We start from the raw sequence: 15,391 nt of genomic DNA, 5'->3' as shown, positions 1-15,391 counted from the left end.
GGACACCACGCCCGTGGCGCCCCGCCCGTTCGTGACCTACGACGTCGCGACGGGTTCGGGGAGCGGGAACGGGCCCGCCGTGGCCGGGATCGGCGGGTCGTCATCCACCGCGCGGTAGTCACAGGTGAAGACGTGCTCGCCGGGACCGGCCTGCACCGGCGCCCGACCCGGCAGATCGACCTCGGCCGTCGTGCCGGGCGGCACCGTCACCTCGACCGTCAGCTCCGTGCCCGCCCGCCGCCACGACACCGCCGCCCGCCCGTACGGGGTGTCGTGCGCGGCGCGGGCGTGGGTGAGGCCGCCGCCCGGCCGCGGCGCGACCCGCAGGCGGCGGTAGCCGGGCGCCGCGGGGGCCAGCCCGGCCACCACGCGGTGCAGGTAGTCGGCCACCGCCCCCAGCGCGTAGTGGTTGAACGAGGTCATCTCCCCCGGATTGACCGACCCGTCGGGCAGGAGGCTGTCCCACCTCTCCCAGATCGTGGTCGCCCCCATCGTCACCGGGTAGAGCCACGACGGGCACTCCCGCTGCGTCAGCAGGTGGTAGGCCGCGTCGTGGGAGCCCGTCTCCGCGAGGGCGTCGCAGACCAGCGGGGTGCCGACGAAGCCGGTGCCGATCCGGTACCCGTCCCTGGCGACCAGCTCCGCCAGCCGCCGCCCGGCCCTATCCCGCTCGCCGCCGTCGTCGAGCAGACCGAAGCGGAGGGCGACCGCGTAGGCCGTCTGGCTGTCGCCGACCAGCCGTCCCGACGGCGTGACGTACTCCCGCCGGAACGCCTCCCGCACCTCCCCCGCCAGAGCGGCGTGACGGGCCGCGTCGTCGTCGTGGCCGAGCAGCCCGGCCACCCGTCCCAGGATGGAGGCGGTGGAGAAGTGGTAGGCGGTGGCGATCAGATAAGGGTCGGTGCGCCCGTCGGCGGGCGCGTCCGGCGGGGCGGACGGGTCGAGCCAGTCGCCGAACTGGAACCCGTCGGACCACACCCGGTCCGGCCCCGCCAGCCCGGCGACCTGGTCCACCCAGGCCCGCATGCTCGGATACTGCCGCCGCAGCAGCTCCAGGTCGCCGGTGCGCTCGTACAGCACCCACGGCACGAGGACCGCCGCGTCTCCCCAGGCGGCGGCCGGCAGCGGCGGGAACTGCACCTGCACCCACGGCACGTAGGGCGGGACCGTGCCCAGCTCGGCCTGCTCGGCGGCGAGGTCGCGCAGCCAGGAGGCGAGCGGGCCCGCGCAGTCGTACAGGAACGCCGCGGCCGGGGCGAACACCTGGATGTCGCCGGTCCAGCCGAGCCGCTCGTCGCGCTGCGGGCAGTCGGTGGGGATGTCGACGAAGTTGCCGCGCATGCTCCACACCACGTTCTCGTGCAGCCGCTCCAGCAGCGGGTCCGAGCAGCCGAACCAGCCGGTGCGGCGCATGTCGGTGTGGCAGACGACGGCGACCACGCCGTCCGGCGGGATCTCCCCCGGCCAGCCGGTCACCTCGGCGTAGCGGAAGCCGTGGATGGTGAAGCGCGGCTCCCACTCCTCGGCCCCGCCGCCGCGCAGGGTGTAGGTGTCGTGCGCGGCCGCGCCGCGCAGCGGGCGCACGGCCGGCGCGCCGTCCTCCAGGACCTCGGCGTGGCGCAGGGAGACGGTGTGCCCGGCGGGACCCTGCACGCGGATGCGCAGCCGGCCGGAGATGTTCTGGCCGAAGTCGAGGATGGTCTCGCCGGACGGCCCGGTCAGGGTGGCGACGGGGGCGAGCGTCTCCACCCGGCGCACCGGCGGGCCGTCGGGAGCCACCAGCAGGGCGGGGTCGTGGTCGAGCACGTCCGCGGGCAGCCAGCCGGAGTCGTCGAACCCGGGCGACGACCAGCCGCCGGGCAGCAGCCGGGCGTCGTGCTTCTCGCCGTCGTACAGGCCGGTCGCGGTGATCGGGCCGGGGGCGGCGCGCCACGAGCCGTCGGTGACGAGCGTCTCGGTGCCGCCGTCGGCGTAGACGAGTTCGAGCTGGGCGATCAGCGCGGTGCGCGTCCCGTACGTGCTGGTGCTGCCGTCCAGGAAGCCGACGCGGCCCCGGTACCAGCCGTCGGCGAGCATCGCGCCGATCGCGTTGGGGCCGGGCCGCAGCAGGGCCGTGACGTCGTGGGTGCGGTAGCGGAGCCGGTGGCCGTAGCTGGTCCAGCCGGGCGCGAGCACGTCGTCGCCGACGACCTGGCCATTGATCTCGACCTCGTACAGGCCGTGCGCGGTCACGTACAGACGGGCCCGCACGGGCCGCTCGCGCAGGTCGAAGCCGCGGCGCAGCAGCGGCGCCGGGCCGTCGGGCGGGCCGGTGAGCGACGTCGGCGGCGCGGCGGCCGCGGCCTGCCAGCGGTCCGCCGTCAGCAGCCCGGTCTCCGCCTCCGACCAGGGGCTCCAGTCGCCGGCCCGGCCGCCGCCGTGCACCCGGACGCGGACGGCGCAGCGTTCGGCGGGGCCGAGCGGTTCGCCTGGCCACGGCACCAGCCGGGACTCGGCCGAGCGCACCAGGTGGGTGGCGGTGCCGCCGCCGGTGCGGATCTCGATCTCGTACGCGTCCTGCGTCCAGGACGGCGGTGCGGCGGTGACGGTCCAGGTCAGGCGTGGCCTGGACGCACCGATGCCGAGGGGCGGCCGGTGCGGGTCGAAGCGGTGGTGCTCGAAACGGGGGGCGTCGACGGTGATGCCGGACGCTCGGGTCATGGTGCTCCTCGTGCGAGTGGGTCAGCCCTTGATCGCGCCGGCGGTCATGCCGGCCACGATCTTGCGGTTGAAGAAGACGAATGCCAGCAGCGGCGGGATCGTGATCAGGACGATGTCCATGAACAGCAGGTTCCACTGGGTGCTGTACTCGCTCTGGAAGTTGTAGAGGGTGAGCTGGACGGTGGCGTTCTCGTCGCCGGGCAGGAAGTAGAGCGGGTTGACGAAGTCGTTGAAGACGGCGACGAACGTGGTGAGGATCACGGTGATGGTCACCGGCCGCATCAACGGGAAGATCACCCGGAAGAACAGCGCCATCCCGGTGCAGCCGTCGATCATGGCGGCCTCGTCCAGCTCGCGCGGGATGGCGGCGATGAACGCCCGGTAGAGCAGCATCGCGAACGACAGGCTGTAGGCGACCTCGACCAGGATGAGCCCCGGCAGCGTCTTGAACAGCCCGATGCCCTGCAGCACCCAGATGGTCGGCACCACGGCCGGCGGGATGATCAGCCCGGACAGCACGAGCAGGTTGACCACGCCGGCCACCCGGCCGGGCCGCCGCTGCAGCACGAACGCCGCCATGGAGGCGAACACCACGAGCAGCGCGACCGAGGTGACCGTGAGGATGGTGCTGTTCACGTACGCGGTCAGCAGCAGGTAGTCGCGGGCGGAGATCACCTCCACCAGGTTCCGCACCACGGGCCAGCTCGTCGGCCAGGCGAAGTCCAGGTCGGCGGCCTGCTTCTCGTCCTTGACCGCGGTGAGCAGCATGAACGAGAAGGGCACCAGGAAGACGGCGGCGGCCACCGCCAGCGCGAGCGTCTCGGCGCCGATCCTGCGCGCGGTTGTCCTCACGAGTGGATCTCCCGGCGGTCGAGCAGGCGGACGAGCGGGACCACGATCGCGGTGACGGCGAGGAACAGGATCACGTTCCCGGCCGTGGCCAGGCCGTAGAAGCCCGCCTGATACTGCTTGTAGATGATCGAGGCGATGACGTCGCTGGTGAAGCCGGGACCGCCCCGGGTCATGGTCCAGATGAGGTCGAAGGTGCGCAGGCCGCCGATGAACGACAGGATGATCACCGAGTAGGTGGCGGGCCAGGACAGCGGCAGCGTGACGTGCCGGAACCGGTGCCAGGCGCTGCCGCCGTCGACCTCGACCGCCTGGTAGTAGTCGCGCGGGATCGACATGATCCCGGCGATGTAGATGACGGTGGCCAGGCCCACGCCCTTCCAGGCGTCGACCAGCGCGACCGACAGCAGCGCGGTCGTGGCGTCGCCGAGCCAGTCGGGGCCGGAGATCCCGAAGACGCCCAGCGCCTTGTCGACCAGGCCGGTGTCGGGTTTGAGCAGGACGCTGAAGGTGATGCCGACCGCGACGGTGCTGACCAGCACGGGGAAGAACACGACCGAGCGCAGGAAGCCGCGCAGCCGCAGGTTCGAGGTGAGCAGCACGCCCAGCAACAGGCCGAGCACCACCTTCAGCCCGCTGGTGACGACCGCGTAGACGATCGTGTTCCGGAAGCCGACGCGCAGGTTCTGCTCGGCGAAGAAGTCGCGGAAGTTGTCCAGGCCGACGAACGTGCTGTCGAACAGCGTCCACCGGGTGAGCGCGAAGTAGAAGGCCATCACCGTCGGCACGAGGAAGATGACGGTGTAGACGATCCCGGCCGGCAGGTAGAACGCGTACGGGTAGACCGCGCGGGCCTTGGGCCGGGCCGGGCGGCGGCCGCTCTCCGGAGCGGCCACCCGGCGAGGCCGGGCCGAGGTCACCATCCGGCCAGCCCCAGTTGCCTGGCCTGCTTCTCCACGTCCTTGTCGTACTGGGCCGCGCCTTCCGCCGGCGTGGTGAGCCCGGAGCCGACGGCGACGGTGATCTGCTCCAGCGACGGGCCCTTCACCGGCGAGACGAACTCCAGCGCGGGCGCGGATGCGCCGCTCTCGATGTAGGCGCTGAGGTCCTTGGCCACCTGGATGACGTCCTCGGGCAGCTCGGCGCCCTTGATCCGGTACGGTCCCGTCGGGGCGACGCCCTCGGAGAACGCCTGGGCGCCGGCCGGTGAGGCGATGAAGGCGAGGAACTTCTTGGCCGCGTCGACGTGCTCGCTGGAGGCGGGGATGTAGGCGCCGGCGGGCTCCCAGACGGTGGCGCCGTGGGTGCCCGGGTCGTCGCCGGGGATGCCGAAGAAGCCGATGTCGGTCTTGCCGGACGGGTACTGCTCGATGAGGGCCGGCATCACGCCGGTGAGCATCGGGTAGTGCGCGCCCTTGCCCTCGGCCAGCAGCTTCAGCCCGTTGTCCAGGGTGGCCGAGCCGAACCCGTCGTTCAGCAGGCCGGCGGCGTGCACCTCGGCGAGCTTCCGGAACCCCGACAGCGCGGCCGGGGTGGTGGCGTACTTGGCCTTGTTGGCGGTGTAGCCGGCGGCGAAGGCGGGCACGGCGGCCTGGACGTTGTAGAAGTCGCCGAGCACGAACAGCTGCGAGGTCCAGGTCTCCTTGAAGGTGGAGATGACCGGCGCCAGGCCGGCGGCCTTGACCTTGTCGTTGTTGGCCATGAACTCGGCCCAGGACCTGGGCGCCTCCATGCCGAGGTCGGCGTAGACCTTGCGGTTGTAGAGGATGCCGCCGCCGGCCGCGGTGCCGGCCGGGACCCCGTACACCTTGTCCTGGTGGGACACCACCGGCAGGTAGGACTCCTGCACGTTCGCGAGGACGGGGTCGCCGGTGAGGTCGACGAGCGTCTGGCTCGGGTTGAGCGCCTGGATGAGCGAGCCCGAGTTGTACCAGAAAACGTCGGCCATTTCGCCGGTGGAGAGCCGGGTTTTGACGATGTTGTCGCCTTCGGCGCCGCCGGGACGGGTCTCGGTGTCGATTTCGACAGTGGGCTCGGCGGCCTCGAACGCCCGCACCACGGATTCTGCGGCGGCCACGGTGGCCTCGGCGTTGTCGATGAGCAGCTTGAGCGTGACGGTCCCGTCGGCCGAGGTCGGCTCGGACGACCCGCATGAGGTCAGTGACGTGACCACGGCGGTGGCGGCGGCTGCGATTCTGAGGCAAGCGGCCTTCATGACGCCCTCCAGGAATTTCGCGTGGACCATTAAATCGTTTCAAGCCCCCCAATCGCCGCTAACTTAAACTTTGCGATTCGGTAGCGTCAAGACCTTGTCCGGATAACGATTCCCATCGGGGATATTTCCGGAAATTCATGGCATGCGGAAAGGCCGCTTTCCGGTTATGTCGTGAAAGCGGGCGACGCCGAGGGAATCCGGGTGCTCCGAGACGGGATGTAGAACGTTCTCCATTGCTATCCTCCACTCCGGAGGGGTGTCAAGAGGCTCGACGGCACGTCTGGTGTGGTTCGTTCTACGGGGAGGCCGGATGACCAGGGTGACCATCGCGGACGTGGCGCTGCACGCCCAGGTGTCCAGGTCGGCGGTGTCCAAGGTGCTCCGCGACGCCTACGGGGTCAGCCCTTCCATGCGCGCCCGGGTGCTGGCGGCCATCGACGAGCTGGGCTACCGGCCGCACGTGGCGGCCCGCGCGCTGCGCGGCCACACCTCCACTCTCGGCGTGCTCCTGCCCGACCTGCGCAACCCGTTCTTCCCCGACCTGGTCGACGGCGTCGTCGAGGAGATCGCCGGCACCGGGTACGAGGTCGTGATCAGCCAGGGGGGCCGCGGCCCGGCGAGCGAGTCGCGGGCCATCCACGCGCTCATCGACCAGTCGGTGGGCGGGATCGTGCTGGTCGCCCCCCTCAGCCCGCAGTCCGATCTGGAGGCGATCGCCGCCACGGTGCCGGTCGTGGTGCTCGGCCGCCACGACCGCTCCCCCCGCTACGACGCCGTCTTCGACGACGACGAGGTGGGCGCCGAGCTCGTGGTCGAGCACCTGGCCGGCCTGGGCCACCGCCGCATCGCGCACATCGCCCACCGCGACTCCAGCCGGGGCGAGCCCGCCACCCTGCTGCAGGCCATCCGCGCGCGGGCGTACGAGCGGGCCATGGTCCGGCTGGGTCTGGGCGAGCACGCCGACATCGCGTGGACCACGTACACCGAGGAAGGCGGCCACAAGGGCGTCGGCGAGCTGCTGAGCCGGCCGGAGCCGCCGACGGCGATCTTCGCGGGCGCCGACCTGGCCGCCATCGGCGCCCTCGCCGCGCTGCGCGAGGCCGGGCTCGCCGTGCCGGACGACGTCTCGGTCGCCGGATACGACAACAGCTGGCTGGCCGCGCTGGCACACATCTCGCTCACCAGCGTCGACCAGTCGGGCGTCACCATGGGCCGCACGGCGGGCCGGCTGCTGCTGGAGCGCATCGGCGGCCGGACGGCGTCGGCGCGCATCTCGATCACGCCCACGCTGGTGCCCCGGCGTACCACGGCGGCGGTGTCCTGACCAGGCCCGCACAGCGGCTTCCCGCTCTCCGCACCAGCGGAATATGTTCGTACGCGGTGCGGTGCTCGGCATCGGATATCGTCGTGAGAGCACACGGTTCGGGATAAACCACACATCTTTCACCTGCCGGACCAATCGGGCGTTAATCTTTGCCCGGCAGTGCGTCATACGTATCATCAGGAGTCCACTTGAACGTCCATGCCGACGTCGCGAGGCGACGCGTAGAGGAGCTGCTGGGCACTTCGGACGAGCAGATCCTGCGCCGCTGGAGCGCCCTCGCCAAGGCCCCGGTAGACGAGCTGAAGGAGCTCTACCAGGCCTTGCGCACCGCCTTGGCGGAGGAAGGCAATGACCTCGCCGACATCCGCGGCCTGCTCGCGGAGCTCTCGCGCGACCGCGTCCGCCAGGGCCACACCCCCTCCGACACCGCACGCGCGGTGTTCGGCCTCAAGGAGGCGGTGTACGAGGTCGTCGAGGCCGACGGGGAGCCCGAGGCGCTGCGCGGGTTCATCTGGTTCTCGCGGCTGATCGACGACCTGGGCCTGTACACCATCGAGACGTACTCGGCCGCCAGGGAGACGGTCATCCTCGACCAGGCCGAGCAGCTCCTGGAGCTGTCCACCCCGGTGGTCAAGCTCTGGGACGGCATCGTGGCCGTGCCCCTGGTCGGCACCCTCGACTCGGCCAGGACCCAGGTCGTGATGGAGAAGCTGCTGCAGACCCTGGTCGACACCGGGTCCGAGCACGCGGTCATCGACATCACCGGCGTGCCCGCCGTCGACACTCAGGTGGCCCAGCATCTACTCAAGACCGTGGTGGCCGCCCGGCTCATGGGCGCCGAGTGCGTGATCTCCGGCATCAGCCCGCAGATCGCGTACACGATCGTCACGCTCGGCATCGAGTTCGGCGACATCGTGACCAAGGCCACCCTGGCCGACGCGCTCGCGTACACGCTGGAGCGCAGCGGCATCGAGGTGGGCGAGCACCGGCGGACCCAGATCGCGATCCGCGCGGAGGACGCGTGATGGAACGTGTCCCCATCCTCAAGCTCGGCGACATCCTGATCATCTCCATCCAGATAGACCTCGACGACCAGAGCGTCCTGAGCCTGCAGGAGGATCTGGCGGGGCGGGTCGTCGCGACCGGCGCCCGGGGCGTCATCATCGACATCACGGCGGTGGAGATCATCGACTCGTTCATCGGCAGGATGCTCGCCACCATCGCGGCCATGTGCCGGCTGCTCGACGCCGACACCGTGGTCGTCGGCATGCGCCCGGCCGTGGCCATCACCCTGGTGGAGCTCGGCCTGTCACTGGGCGGCGTGCGGACCGCACTCGACCTGGAGAAGGGCGTCGCGGCCCTTGAGCACGTCCGCGGCAGGGGCGCGACGCGATGACGGACGGCGGCCGGATGCCCATCGCCAGCAACGCCGACGTGGTGGCGGTCCGCCAGCAGGTGCGTGCCGTCGCGATCGAGGCGGGCATGTCCTTGATAGACCAGACGAAGGTGGTGACGGCGGCGAGCGAGCTGGCACGCAACGTGCTGGTGCACGCCGGCGGGGGCCGCGTCACCGTGGAGGTCGTCGAGGACGGCCGGCGTCGCGGCCTGCGTCTGGCCTTCAGCGACGAGGGCCCCGGCATCGCCGACGTCGAACAGGCGCTGGTCGACGGCTACACCACCGGCCCCGGGCTCGGCCTCGGCCTCGGCGGCTCGCGGCGGCTGGTCGACCAGTTCGACCTGACCTCCGCCCCCGGTGAGGGCACCACGATCGTCGTGACGAAGTGGGCCCGCGGATGATCGAGGCCGACCAGGTCCGCGACGACGCCTGGATCCGCGCCGAGGAGCCCAGCTCGGTGGGGGCGGTGCGCAGGCTGGCCATCGACCTGGCCAAGACGGCCGGGTTCGGCGACGAGCGCGTCGGCCAGGTGGCGGTGGCGGTCACCGAGGCCGTCTCCAACCTGGTCAAGCACGCCGTGCAGGGTGTGGCCCTGGTCCGCCCCTGCCCCGGCGCGCCGGAGGTGGTCGAGCTGATCACGCTGGACCGGGGGCCGGGCATGCCGGACGTGGCGCGGGCGCTGCGCGACGGCTACTCGACCTCCGGCACGCTCGGCATCGGACTGGGCGCCATCACCCGCATGGCGTCCTCGTACGACGTGCACTCCCTGCCGGGCCGGGGAACGCTGCTCGCCGTGCAGTTCGCCGCGAAGGGAACGATCGAGCCGCCGCCGGCCAGCGGCTTCGTCCGCCCCATCGGCGAGGAGGTCATCTCGGGTGACGCCTTCGCCGTGTCCAGCGGCGAGCAGGCCCTCACCGTCCTGGTGTTCGACGGGCTGGGCCACGGACCGGCCGCCGCCCACGCCTCCAGGAAGGCGGTCGAGCTCTTCCTGGAGGGGCCCGACGACGAGCCGCTGGCCATCCTGCGCCGCCTGCACGACGGGCTGGCGCACACCCGCGGCGGCGCGGCCGCGGTCGCGCGGGTCACCTCCGCGCGGGTGAGCTACGCCGGGCTGGGCAACATCTCCGGCTGGATCGCGCACGCCGACGACCGCCAGGGCATGGTGTCGGTGCCCGGCATCACCGGCCACCAGCGGCGGCGCCTCAGGCAGTACGAGTACGACCTGGACGAGCACGCGACGGTCGTGCTGCACTCCGACGGGCTCACGGACCGGTGGTCGCCCGCCACCATGCCGGGCCTGTTCTCCCGCTCCCCCGCCGTGATCGCTGCCGGGCTGCTCCGCGAGGCGGGCAGCCGGCGGGACGACGCCTGCGTAGTGATCGTGAGGCCGCGACGTGACCGCGCTTGAGCTTTTCAGGATGCACCTGGCCGAGGACCGGGACGTGTTCGTGCTGCGCCGGCTCGGCCGCGCCGCCGCCGAGCTGGCCGGGTTGGAGACTCAGGACCAGATCCGGATCGCCACCGCGCTCAGCGAGGTGGGCCGGGAGGTGATCGGTTCGGGCACCCTCGTGCGTTCCACACTGGAGGACGGCGAACTGCTCATCACGATCGAGCACGCCGCCGACGCCCACCCGGCCGCATCGGACGGCGTGGCGCTGGCCCGCCGCCTGGTGGACAGGGTCACCGCGGACGACGGGCGGGTCACCCTCGTCAAGCGGCTGCCGGGGCGCAAGCCCTCGATGCCGGCCGCGCGGATCCGCGAGCAGCTGGCCCGCGTGGCCCCCACCACCGCGATGGAGGAGCTTCGCCAGCAGAACAGGGAGCTGGCCGCGACCCTGGAGGATGTGCTGCGGCTCAACGCCGAGCTGCAGGAGACCAACGCGGGCGTGCTGGCCCTGTACAACGAGCTGTCCACGGAGCTGGAGGAGACCAACAGGGGCGTGGTCGCCCTCTACGCCGAGCTGGACGAGAAGTCCAGCCAGCTGCGTGAGGTGGCCGAGACCAGGAACCGGTTCTGGGCCACGGTCAGCCACGAGCTGCGCACTCCGCTCAACTCCATCATCGGCCTGGTGCGGCTGCTGACCGGCCCGGGCGGCGAGCCGCTCTCCAGGGAGCAGGAGCAGCAGATCGGGTTCATCGGCAGCTCGGCGGAGACGCTGCTGGCGCTCGTCGGCGAGCTGCTCGACATGGCCAAGGCCGAGTCGGGCCCGCTCCATCCCCAGCTCGGTTCCGTGAACCTCGTCAGGCTCGTGCACCAGCTCAGAGCCACCATGCAGCCCACCAGCGACGTCGCCCTGCACACCGAGGTGGCGCCGGAGGTGGGCGAGATCTACACCGACGAGGGCATGCTCACCCGGGTGCTGCGCAATCTGGTGGCGAACGCGCTGAAGTACACCCAGGAGGGCGAGGTGCGGCTGAGCGCCCGCCTCGACGAGGAGGCCGGCCAGGTGGTGATCACGGTGTCCGACACCGGCATCGGCATCTCCGAGGAACACCTGAGCCGCGTGTTCGAGGAGTTCTTCCAGGTGCCCAACGCGCTGCAGGTCAAGACCAAGGGCACCGGCCTCGGCCTGCCGTACGCGCGCAGGCTGGCCGAGGCGCTCGACGGTCAGCTGGAGCTGACCAGCGCGCCCGGCTCCGGCACGACCGCCACCCTGCGGCTCCCTCGCCGCCACGGGCCTCCCGAGATCGGGCGGCTGCTCATCGCCGACGACGACCAGGGCTTCCGCGAGCTGGCCCGTAGGATGCTGTACGGGGTCGCGAGCGAGATCGAGGAGGCCGCCGACGGCATCGAGGCGCTGGAGCTGATGACGGCGCGGCCCCCGGACGTCCTCGTGCTGGACATGCTGATGCCCAGGCTTGACGGCAACGCGCTCCTGCAGCGGATGTCGGAGGACGAGAACCTGGGGGAGGTCTCGGTGGTCGTGGTGACAGTGGCGCCCGGCAAGGCGGCGGAGGGCCATCCCGTGCTGTCGAAGCAGGGGATGCGCCGTCATGACCTGCTGGAGGCGGTGCGCGAGGCGGTCAGGGGGCGCGGTGCCTGACTCCGGCCCGGCCAGCGTGCTGGTGGTCGACGACACGCCGGCCAAGCGCTACATCCTGTCCAGCTGGCTGCGCCGGGCCGGTCACAGCGTGATCGAGGCGGGCGGCGGCGAGGAAGCGATGGCGGTGCTGCACGCGCACCATCCCGACCTGGTGGTCCTGGACGTCTGGCTGCCCGACATGAGCGGCTTCGAGGTGTGCGAGCGGATCAAGGCCGATCCGGCGACGGCGTCCATCCCGGTCATCCAGGTGTCGGGCAACGCCGTCACCGTGCAGGACCGTACCGAGGGTCTGGAGCGGGGAGCCGACGCCTACCTGGCGGAGCCGATCGAGCCGAGTGAGTTCATCGCGACCGTGGAGGCGACGCTGCGCTACTCGCGCGCGCGGCGGCGGGCGGAGGTGATGGCCGACCGGCTGGCCGAGCTGGCCGAGGTGACGCTGCGGATCAACCGGTCCGACTCGTTCGAACGCCTGCAGGAGGTGGCCGTCCAGGGCACCGCCTCGATCCTGGGCCGCCAGGCGAGGGCGCTGGCGGTGCCGGCCGACGGGCGGCTGCGCCGCTACCTCGGCCAGCCGGGCGAGCGCGCCGTCACCAGGGACGTCGCGCCCGACCTGCTCGACCGGTTGTGCGAGATGGTCCTGGGCCCGAGCGCCGGCGCCGAGCTGGTCACCATCTCCCCCGCCGACTGGGCCACGCTGATGCCGGCCTCGGAGGTCACGCGGCCCGTCGTGGGTGTGCTGTGCCGCACCAAGAAGGGCAGGCCGCCGGTGTTCCTGGGCGTGGAGGCCGATCCCATACTCGACGGCAACGAGATCAACCTGCTGCGGCAGCTCGCCCAGGAGCTGGCGCTCGCCGTGGAGGCGCTGCGCGCCTACACCCAGGAACACACGATCTCGCTCACCCTGCAGCGCAGCCTGCTGCCGACGCGGGTGCCCGAAGTGCCGGGGCTGTCGGTGGGGCTGCGTTACCGGCCCGCGGTCGACAGCGTGGAGGTCGGCGGCGACTTCTACGAGGTGCTGGAGGCCGACGACCGGGTGCTGGTGGCGATCGGCGACGTGATGGGCCACTCCCTGCACGCCGCCACCGTCATGGCCGAGCTGCGGCACGCGCTGCGCGCCGCGGTGATGGACCAGGTGGACCTGGCGGCCTCGATGAGCCTGCTGAACAAGGTCCTGCGCCGTTACCACCCGGGCATGACGGCCACGGTCTGCATGCTGCTGCTGCACCCCGGCACCGGCGAGGTCCAGCTCGCCAACGCCGGTCACATCCCTCCCCTGCTGGTCGGCGACGGGGCGCGTTACCACGGGATGGGCAATCTGCTGCTCGGGGTGGCGGAGGAGGAGTACAAGGTGGACCACCTGATGCTCCCGCCGGGCGGCACGATCGTCCTGTTCACCGACGGGCTGCTCGAAGACCGCGACGTGCTGCTGGACGTCAGCCTGGAGCGGGCCAGGGAGCTGGCGGAGACGGTCGAGGACGACCTGGAGCATTTCTGCGACCGGATGCTGGCCGCCTTCGGGTCGCGCGAGGACGACGTGGCGCTCGTGGTGCTGCGGCGGGACGCCTGACGGCTATCGTGGGTGGCCGATGAACGAGTCGACGCAGCCGCTGGACCGCGCAGCGGCGGAAGAGTACGCGAGCTGGTTCCGGGCGCTGGCCGACGCCACCCGCATCCAGATCGTGTCGCTGCTCGCCCGGCGCCGGGGGCCGATGAGCGTCGGGGAGGTCGTGGCGGCGTCCGGGGTGGGCCAGTCGACCGTGTCCCACCATCTGAAGATCCTCGCCGACGTCGGCTTCGTGCTGGTGGAGCGTCAGGGCACGTCCAGCCTCTACCGCATCAACGAGCAGTGCGTCGGCGCCTTCCCGACGGCCGCCGACGTGGTGATGGGCCGCCCTCTGCCGGACGCCCGGCTCTGCGACTAGGCGCGCGGCGCGTACATGATGACCGCCACGCCGACCAGGCAGATCGCCGCGCCCGCGAGGTCCCAGCGGTCCGGCCGGAAGCCGTCGACCAGCACCCCCCACAGCAGCGACCCGGCCACGAACACGCCGCCGTACGCGGCGAGGATGCGCCCGAAATGCGGGTCCGGCTGGAAGGCGGCGACGAAACCGTAGGCACCGAGCGCGAGCACGCCGGCGGCGATCCAGAGGAGCCCGCGCTGCTCCCGCACCCCCTGCCACACCAGCCAGGCCCCGCCGATCTCCGCGACGGCGGCCAGCGCGAACAGGATCAGGGAGCGGACGGTCGTCATGGGGCGACTGTATAGAGCGGGACAGCCGAGCGGATCACGGGGTGCGCCGCCGCCATCCGGGGACCTGCCGGGTCGTGAGATCAGCGCGACCGTTTGAGAACCGTTCCTCCTGGTAGTCGCCCTTCTATGGATAGGGACATCCAGGCCGTGGTCGTCGGTGATGTGATGCTCGACTCGTGGCTGCGCGGGCCGGTCAAGCGCATCGCCCAGGAGGCGCCGGTCCCCGTGGTGAGTGTCGAGGCCACCGAGGACGCGCCGGGCGGGGCGGGCAACACGGCGGCCAACCTGGCCGCGCTGGGCGCGCGCGTGCGGCTGATCGGGCCGGTCGGCGACGACGCCTGCGCCGAGCAGCTGGCCACGGCGCTCAGCCTGCTGGGCGTGGACGCCCGCATGGTGACCGTGCCCGGCAGGCGCACCCCGCACAAGCAGCGGCTCATGGTCGGCGAGCAGCTCATCGCCCGCTACGACGAGGAGGACCGCGACCCGATCCCGGCCGCGGCCGAGGCCCGCGTGATCGAGGAGCTGCGGGAGTCGCTGCCCGGCGCAGACGTGGTGATCGCCTGCGACTACGGGGCGGGCGGGTGCACGGACGCGGTGCGGCGGGCGCTGGCCGGGCTGCCCCTGCTGGTGGTGGACGCGCACGCGATCACGCCGTGGCGGACCTGCGCCCCCGCGGTGGTGCTGCCGAACTACGGCGAGGTCCTGCAACTGCTGGGTGAGGACGGCGGCCACGACGACCGGGTGCGCTTCCTGACCGAGCGTTCCGGCCGGCTGCTGGCGGAGTCGGGCGCGCGGATGGTGGTGACCACGCTGGACGGCGAGGGCACCCTGCTGCACCAGGAGGGACGGCCGCCGTACCGGACCTACGCCGAGCCGGCGCCGGACCACATGACGACCGGGGCGGGCGACACCTACACGGCGGCGTTCGCGCTGTGGCTGGCCGGCGGGGCGGCCCCGGAGCAGGCGGCGCAGGCCGCACAGGCCGCCGCCGGGGTGGTGGTGCGCAGGCCGGGCACCGCCACCTGCACCAGGCAGGAGCTGCTGCGGGCGTTGCACCGGGAGGACGGGCGGGCGCAGACGCCGGAGCGGCTGGCGGCCCGGCTGGACGAGCACCGGCGGCGCGGGCAGCGGATCGTGTTCACCAACGGCTGCTTCGACGTGCTGCACCGGGGGCACGTGACGTACCTCGAACGGGCCGCCCGGCTCGGCGACGTGCTGGTGGTGGCGGTCAACAGCGACGCGAGCACGGCGCGGCTGAAGGGGCCGGGGCGGCCCATCAACTCGTGCGAGGACCGCATGTCGGTGCTGGCGGCGCTCGGTTACGTCGACTACGTGATCTCGTTCGAGGAGGACACGCCCGAGCGGCTGCTGCGGATGGTCCGCCCCGACCTGTACGTGAAGGGCGGCGACTACACGCCCGAGATGCTGCAGGAGGCTCCGCTGGTGCGGGCCATGGGCGGCGAGGTGCGGGTGCTGGACTACGTCTCGGACCGGTCCACGACGGCGATCATCGAGCGGGTGCGGTCGCTGCCGGAAGAGGATCCGGCCGGGCCTTCATGAGCACTGTGTCATCATACTGTGACATATCGTGATATCGGGGTACGGGACTCCT

General features: G+C 71.9%; 14 protein-coding genes. 9 read left to right on the top strand and 5 right to left on the bottom strand.

Going from position 1 to position 15,391, the window contains the following annotated elements; translation table 11 throughout:
* Window positions 1–36: 36 nt before the first annotated feature.
* Genes FR742_RS13895 through FR742_RS13880 form a run of 4 tightly spaced genes read right to left on the bottom strand, consistent with a single transcriptional unit; the run spans window position 37 to window position 5,764 of the window.
* On the bottom strand, window positions 37–2,700 hold the full coding sequence (locus FR742_RS13895; RefSeq protein ID WP_148031357.1) for a glycoside hydrolase family 78 protein: 2,664 nt from the start codon (window positions 2,698–2,700) through the stop codon (window positions 37–39).
* Between the two features lie 21 nt (window positions 2,701–2,721).
* The gene (locus FR742_RS13890; RefSeq protein WP_222708924.1) at window positions 2,722–3,552 is read right to left on the bottom strand and encodes a carbohydrate ABC transporter permease; all 831 of its coding nucleotides are present in this window, start codon (window positions 3,550–3,552) and stop codon (window positions 2,722–2,724) included.
* The gene (locus FR742_RS13885) at window positions 3,549–4,472 is read right to left on the bottom strand and encodes a carbohydrate ABC transporter permease (protein WP_148031356.1); all 924 of its coding nucleotides are present in this window, start codon (window positions 4,470–4,472) and stop codon (window positions 3,549–3,551) included. Before FR742_RS13885 ends, FR742_RS13890 begins: the two co-directional genes overlap by 4 nt.
* Window positions 4,466–5,764, bottom strand: coding sequence for an ABC transporter substrate-binding protein (locus FR742_RS13880; RefSeq protein WP_148031355.1), 1,299 nt, complete (start codon window positions 5,762–5,764; stop codon window positions 4,466–4,468). The genes FR742_RS13885 and FR742_RS13880 overlap by 7 nt, the downstream gene beginning before the upstream one ends.
* A gap of 310 nt (window positions 5,765–6,074) precedes the next feature.
* On the opposite strand from FR742_RS13880, the gene FR742_RS13875 reads away from it, so the two are divergent.
* The 8 genes from FR742_RS13875 (at window position 6,075) to FR742_RS13840 (ending at window position 13,450) form a co-directional block, all read left to right on the top strand.
* Window positions 6,075–7,088 (top strand): LacI family DNA-binding transcriptional regulator, encoded by a 1,014-nt coding sequence (locus tag FR742_RS13875; RefSeq protein WP_148031354.1) that lies wholly within the window; start codon window positions 6,075–6,077, stop codon window positions 7,086–7,088.
* A 188-nt stretch (window positions 7,089–7,276) separates the two neighbouring features.
* A complete protein-coding gene (locus FR742_RS13870; protein ID WP_148031353.1) occupies window positions 7,277–8,113 on the top strand; it encodes an STAS domain-containing protein in 837 nt (278 codons plus the stop codon).
* Window positions 8,113–8,484, top strand: coding sequence for an STAS domain-containing protein (locus FR742_RS13865; RefSeq protein WP_187281137.1), 372 nt, complete (start codon window positions 8,113–8,115; stop codon window positions 8,482–8,484). The genes FR742_RS13870 and FR742_RS13865 overlap by 1 nt, the downstream gene beginning before the upstream one ends.
* Window positions 8,481–8,885, top strand: coding sequence for an anti-sigma regulatory factor (locus FR742_RS13860; RefSeq protein WP_148031351.1), 405 nt, complete (start codon window positions 8,481–8,483; stop codon window positions 8,883–8,885). Before FR742_RS13865 ends, FR742_RS13860 begins: the two co-directional genes overlap by 4 nt.
* Window positions 8,882–9,892 carry an ATP-binding SpoIIE family protein phosphatase gene (locus FR742_RS13855; RefSeq protein ID WP_148031350.1) on the top strand — a complete coding sequence of 337 codons (1,011 nt, stop codon included), beginning with the start codon at window positions 8,882–8,884 and terminating at the stop codon, window positions 9,890–9,892. Before FR742_RS13860 ends, FR742_RS13855 begins: the two co-directional genes overlap by 4 nt.
* A complete protein-coding gene (locus FR742_RS13850) occupies window positions 9,879–11,528 on the top strand; it encodes an ATP-binding protein (RefSeq protein WP_148031349.1) in 1,650 nt (549 codons plus the stop codon). Before FR742_RS13855 ends, FR742_RS13850 begins: the two co-directional genes overlap by 14 nt.
* Window positions 11,521–13,095, top strand: coding sequence for a SpoIIE family protein phosphatase (locus FR742_RS13845; RefSeq protein ID WP_261808514.1), 1,575 nt, complete (start codon window positions 11,521–11,523; stop codon window positions 13,093–13,095). The genes FR742_RS13850 and FR742_RS13845 overlap by 8 nt, the downstream gene beginning before the upstream one ends.
* A 19-nt stretch (window positions 13,096–13,114) precedes the next feature.
* A complete protein-coding gene (locus tag FR742_RS13840; RefSeq protein WP_148031347.1) occupies window positions 13,115–13,450 on the top strand; it encodes a helix-turn-helix transcriptional regulator in 336 nt (111 codons plus the stop codon).
* Here FR742_RS13840 and FR742_RS13835 read toward each other — a convergent pair.
* Window positions 13,447–13,779: a YnfA family protein gene (locus FR742_RS13835; RefSeq protein ID WP_148031346.1), complete on the bottom strand. Its 333-nt coding sequence runs from the start codon at window positions 13,777–13,779 to the stop codon at window positions 13,447–13,449. The two genes, FR742_RS13840 and FR742_RS13835, sit on opposite strands and share 4 nt — an antisense overlap.
* A gap of 126 nt (window positions 13,780–13,905) precedes the next feature.
* On the opposite strand from FR742_RS13835, the gene rfaE2 reads away from it, so the two are divergent.
* Window positions 13,906–15,339 (top strand): D-glycero-beta-D-manno-heptose 1-phosphate adenylyltransferase, encoded by a 1,434-nt coding sequence (gene rfaE2 / locus FR742_RS13830; RefSeq protein ID WP_148031345.1) that lies wholly within the window; start codon window positions 13,906–13,908, stop codon window positions 15,337–15,339.
* The last annotated feature ends 52 nt before the right edge of the window (window positions 15,340–15,391 follow it).

The sequence above is a fragment of the Nonomuraea sp. C10 genome (assembly GCF_008017515.1).
In the GTDB taxonomy this organism is placed as follows: domain Bacteria; phylum Actinomycetota; class Actinomycetes; order Streptosporangiales; family Streptosporangiaceae; genus Nonomuraea; species Nonomuraea ferruginea.
Note: the sequence above shows the minus strand (reverse complement) of the source record. Positions and strands in the feature narration are given on the sequence as shown.

Excerpts from the sequence above, each read along its gene's own strand:
- FR742_RS13840 (WP_148031347.1), top strand. The coding sequence starts at position 13,115 with ATGAACGAGTCGACGCAGCCGCTGGACCGCGCAGCGGCGGAAGAGTAC.
- rfaE2 (WP_148031345.1), top strand. The coding sequence starts at position 13,906 with ATGGATAGGGACATCCAGGCCGTGGTCGTCGGTGATGTGATGCTCGAC.
- FR742_RS13865 (WP_187281137.1), top strand. The coding sequence starts at position 8,113 with ATGGAACGTGTCCCCATCCTCAAGCTCGGCGACATCCTGATCATCTCC.
- FR742_RS13835 (WP_148031346.1), bottom strand. The coding sequence starts at position 13,779 with ATGACGACCGTCCGCTCCCTGATCCTGTTCGCGCTGGCCGCCGTCGCG.
- FR742_RS13895 (WP_148031357.1), bottom strand. The coding sequence starts at position 2,700 with ATGACCCGAGCGTCCGGCATCACCGTCGACGCCCCCCGTTTCGAGCAC.
- FR742_RS13855 (WP_148031350.1), top strand. The coding sequence starts at position 8,882 with ATGATCGAGGCCGACCAGGTCCGCGACGACGCCTGGATCCGCGCCGAG.
- FR742_RS13860 (WP_148031351.1), top strand. The coding sequence starts at position 8,481 with ATGACGGACGGCGGCCGGATGCCCATCGCCAGCAACGCCGACGTGGTG.
- FR742_RS13885 (WP_148031356.1), bottom strand. The coding sequence starts at position 4,472 with ATGGTGACCTCGGCCCGGCCTCGCCGGGTGGCCGCTCCGGAGAGCGGC.
- FR742_RS13875 (WP_148031354.1), top strand. The coding sequence starts at position 6,075 with ATGACCAGGGTGACCATCGCGGACGTGGCGCTGCACGCCCAGGTGTCC.
- FR742_RS13880 (WP_148031355.1), bottom strand. The coding sequence starts at position 5,764 with ATGAAGGCCGCTTGCCTCAGAATCGCAGCCGCCGCCACCGCCGTGGTC.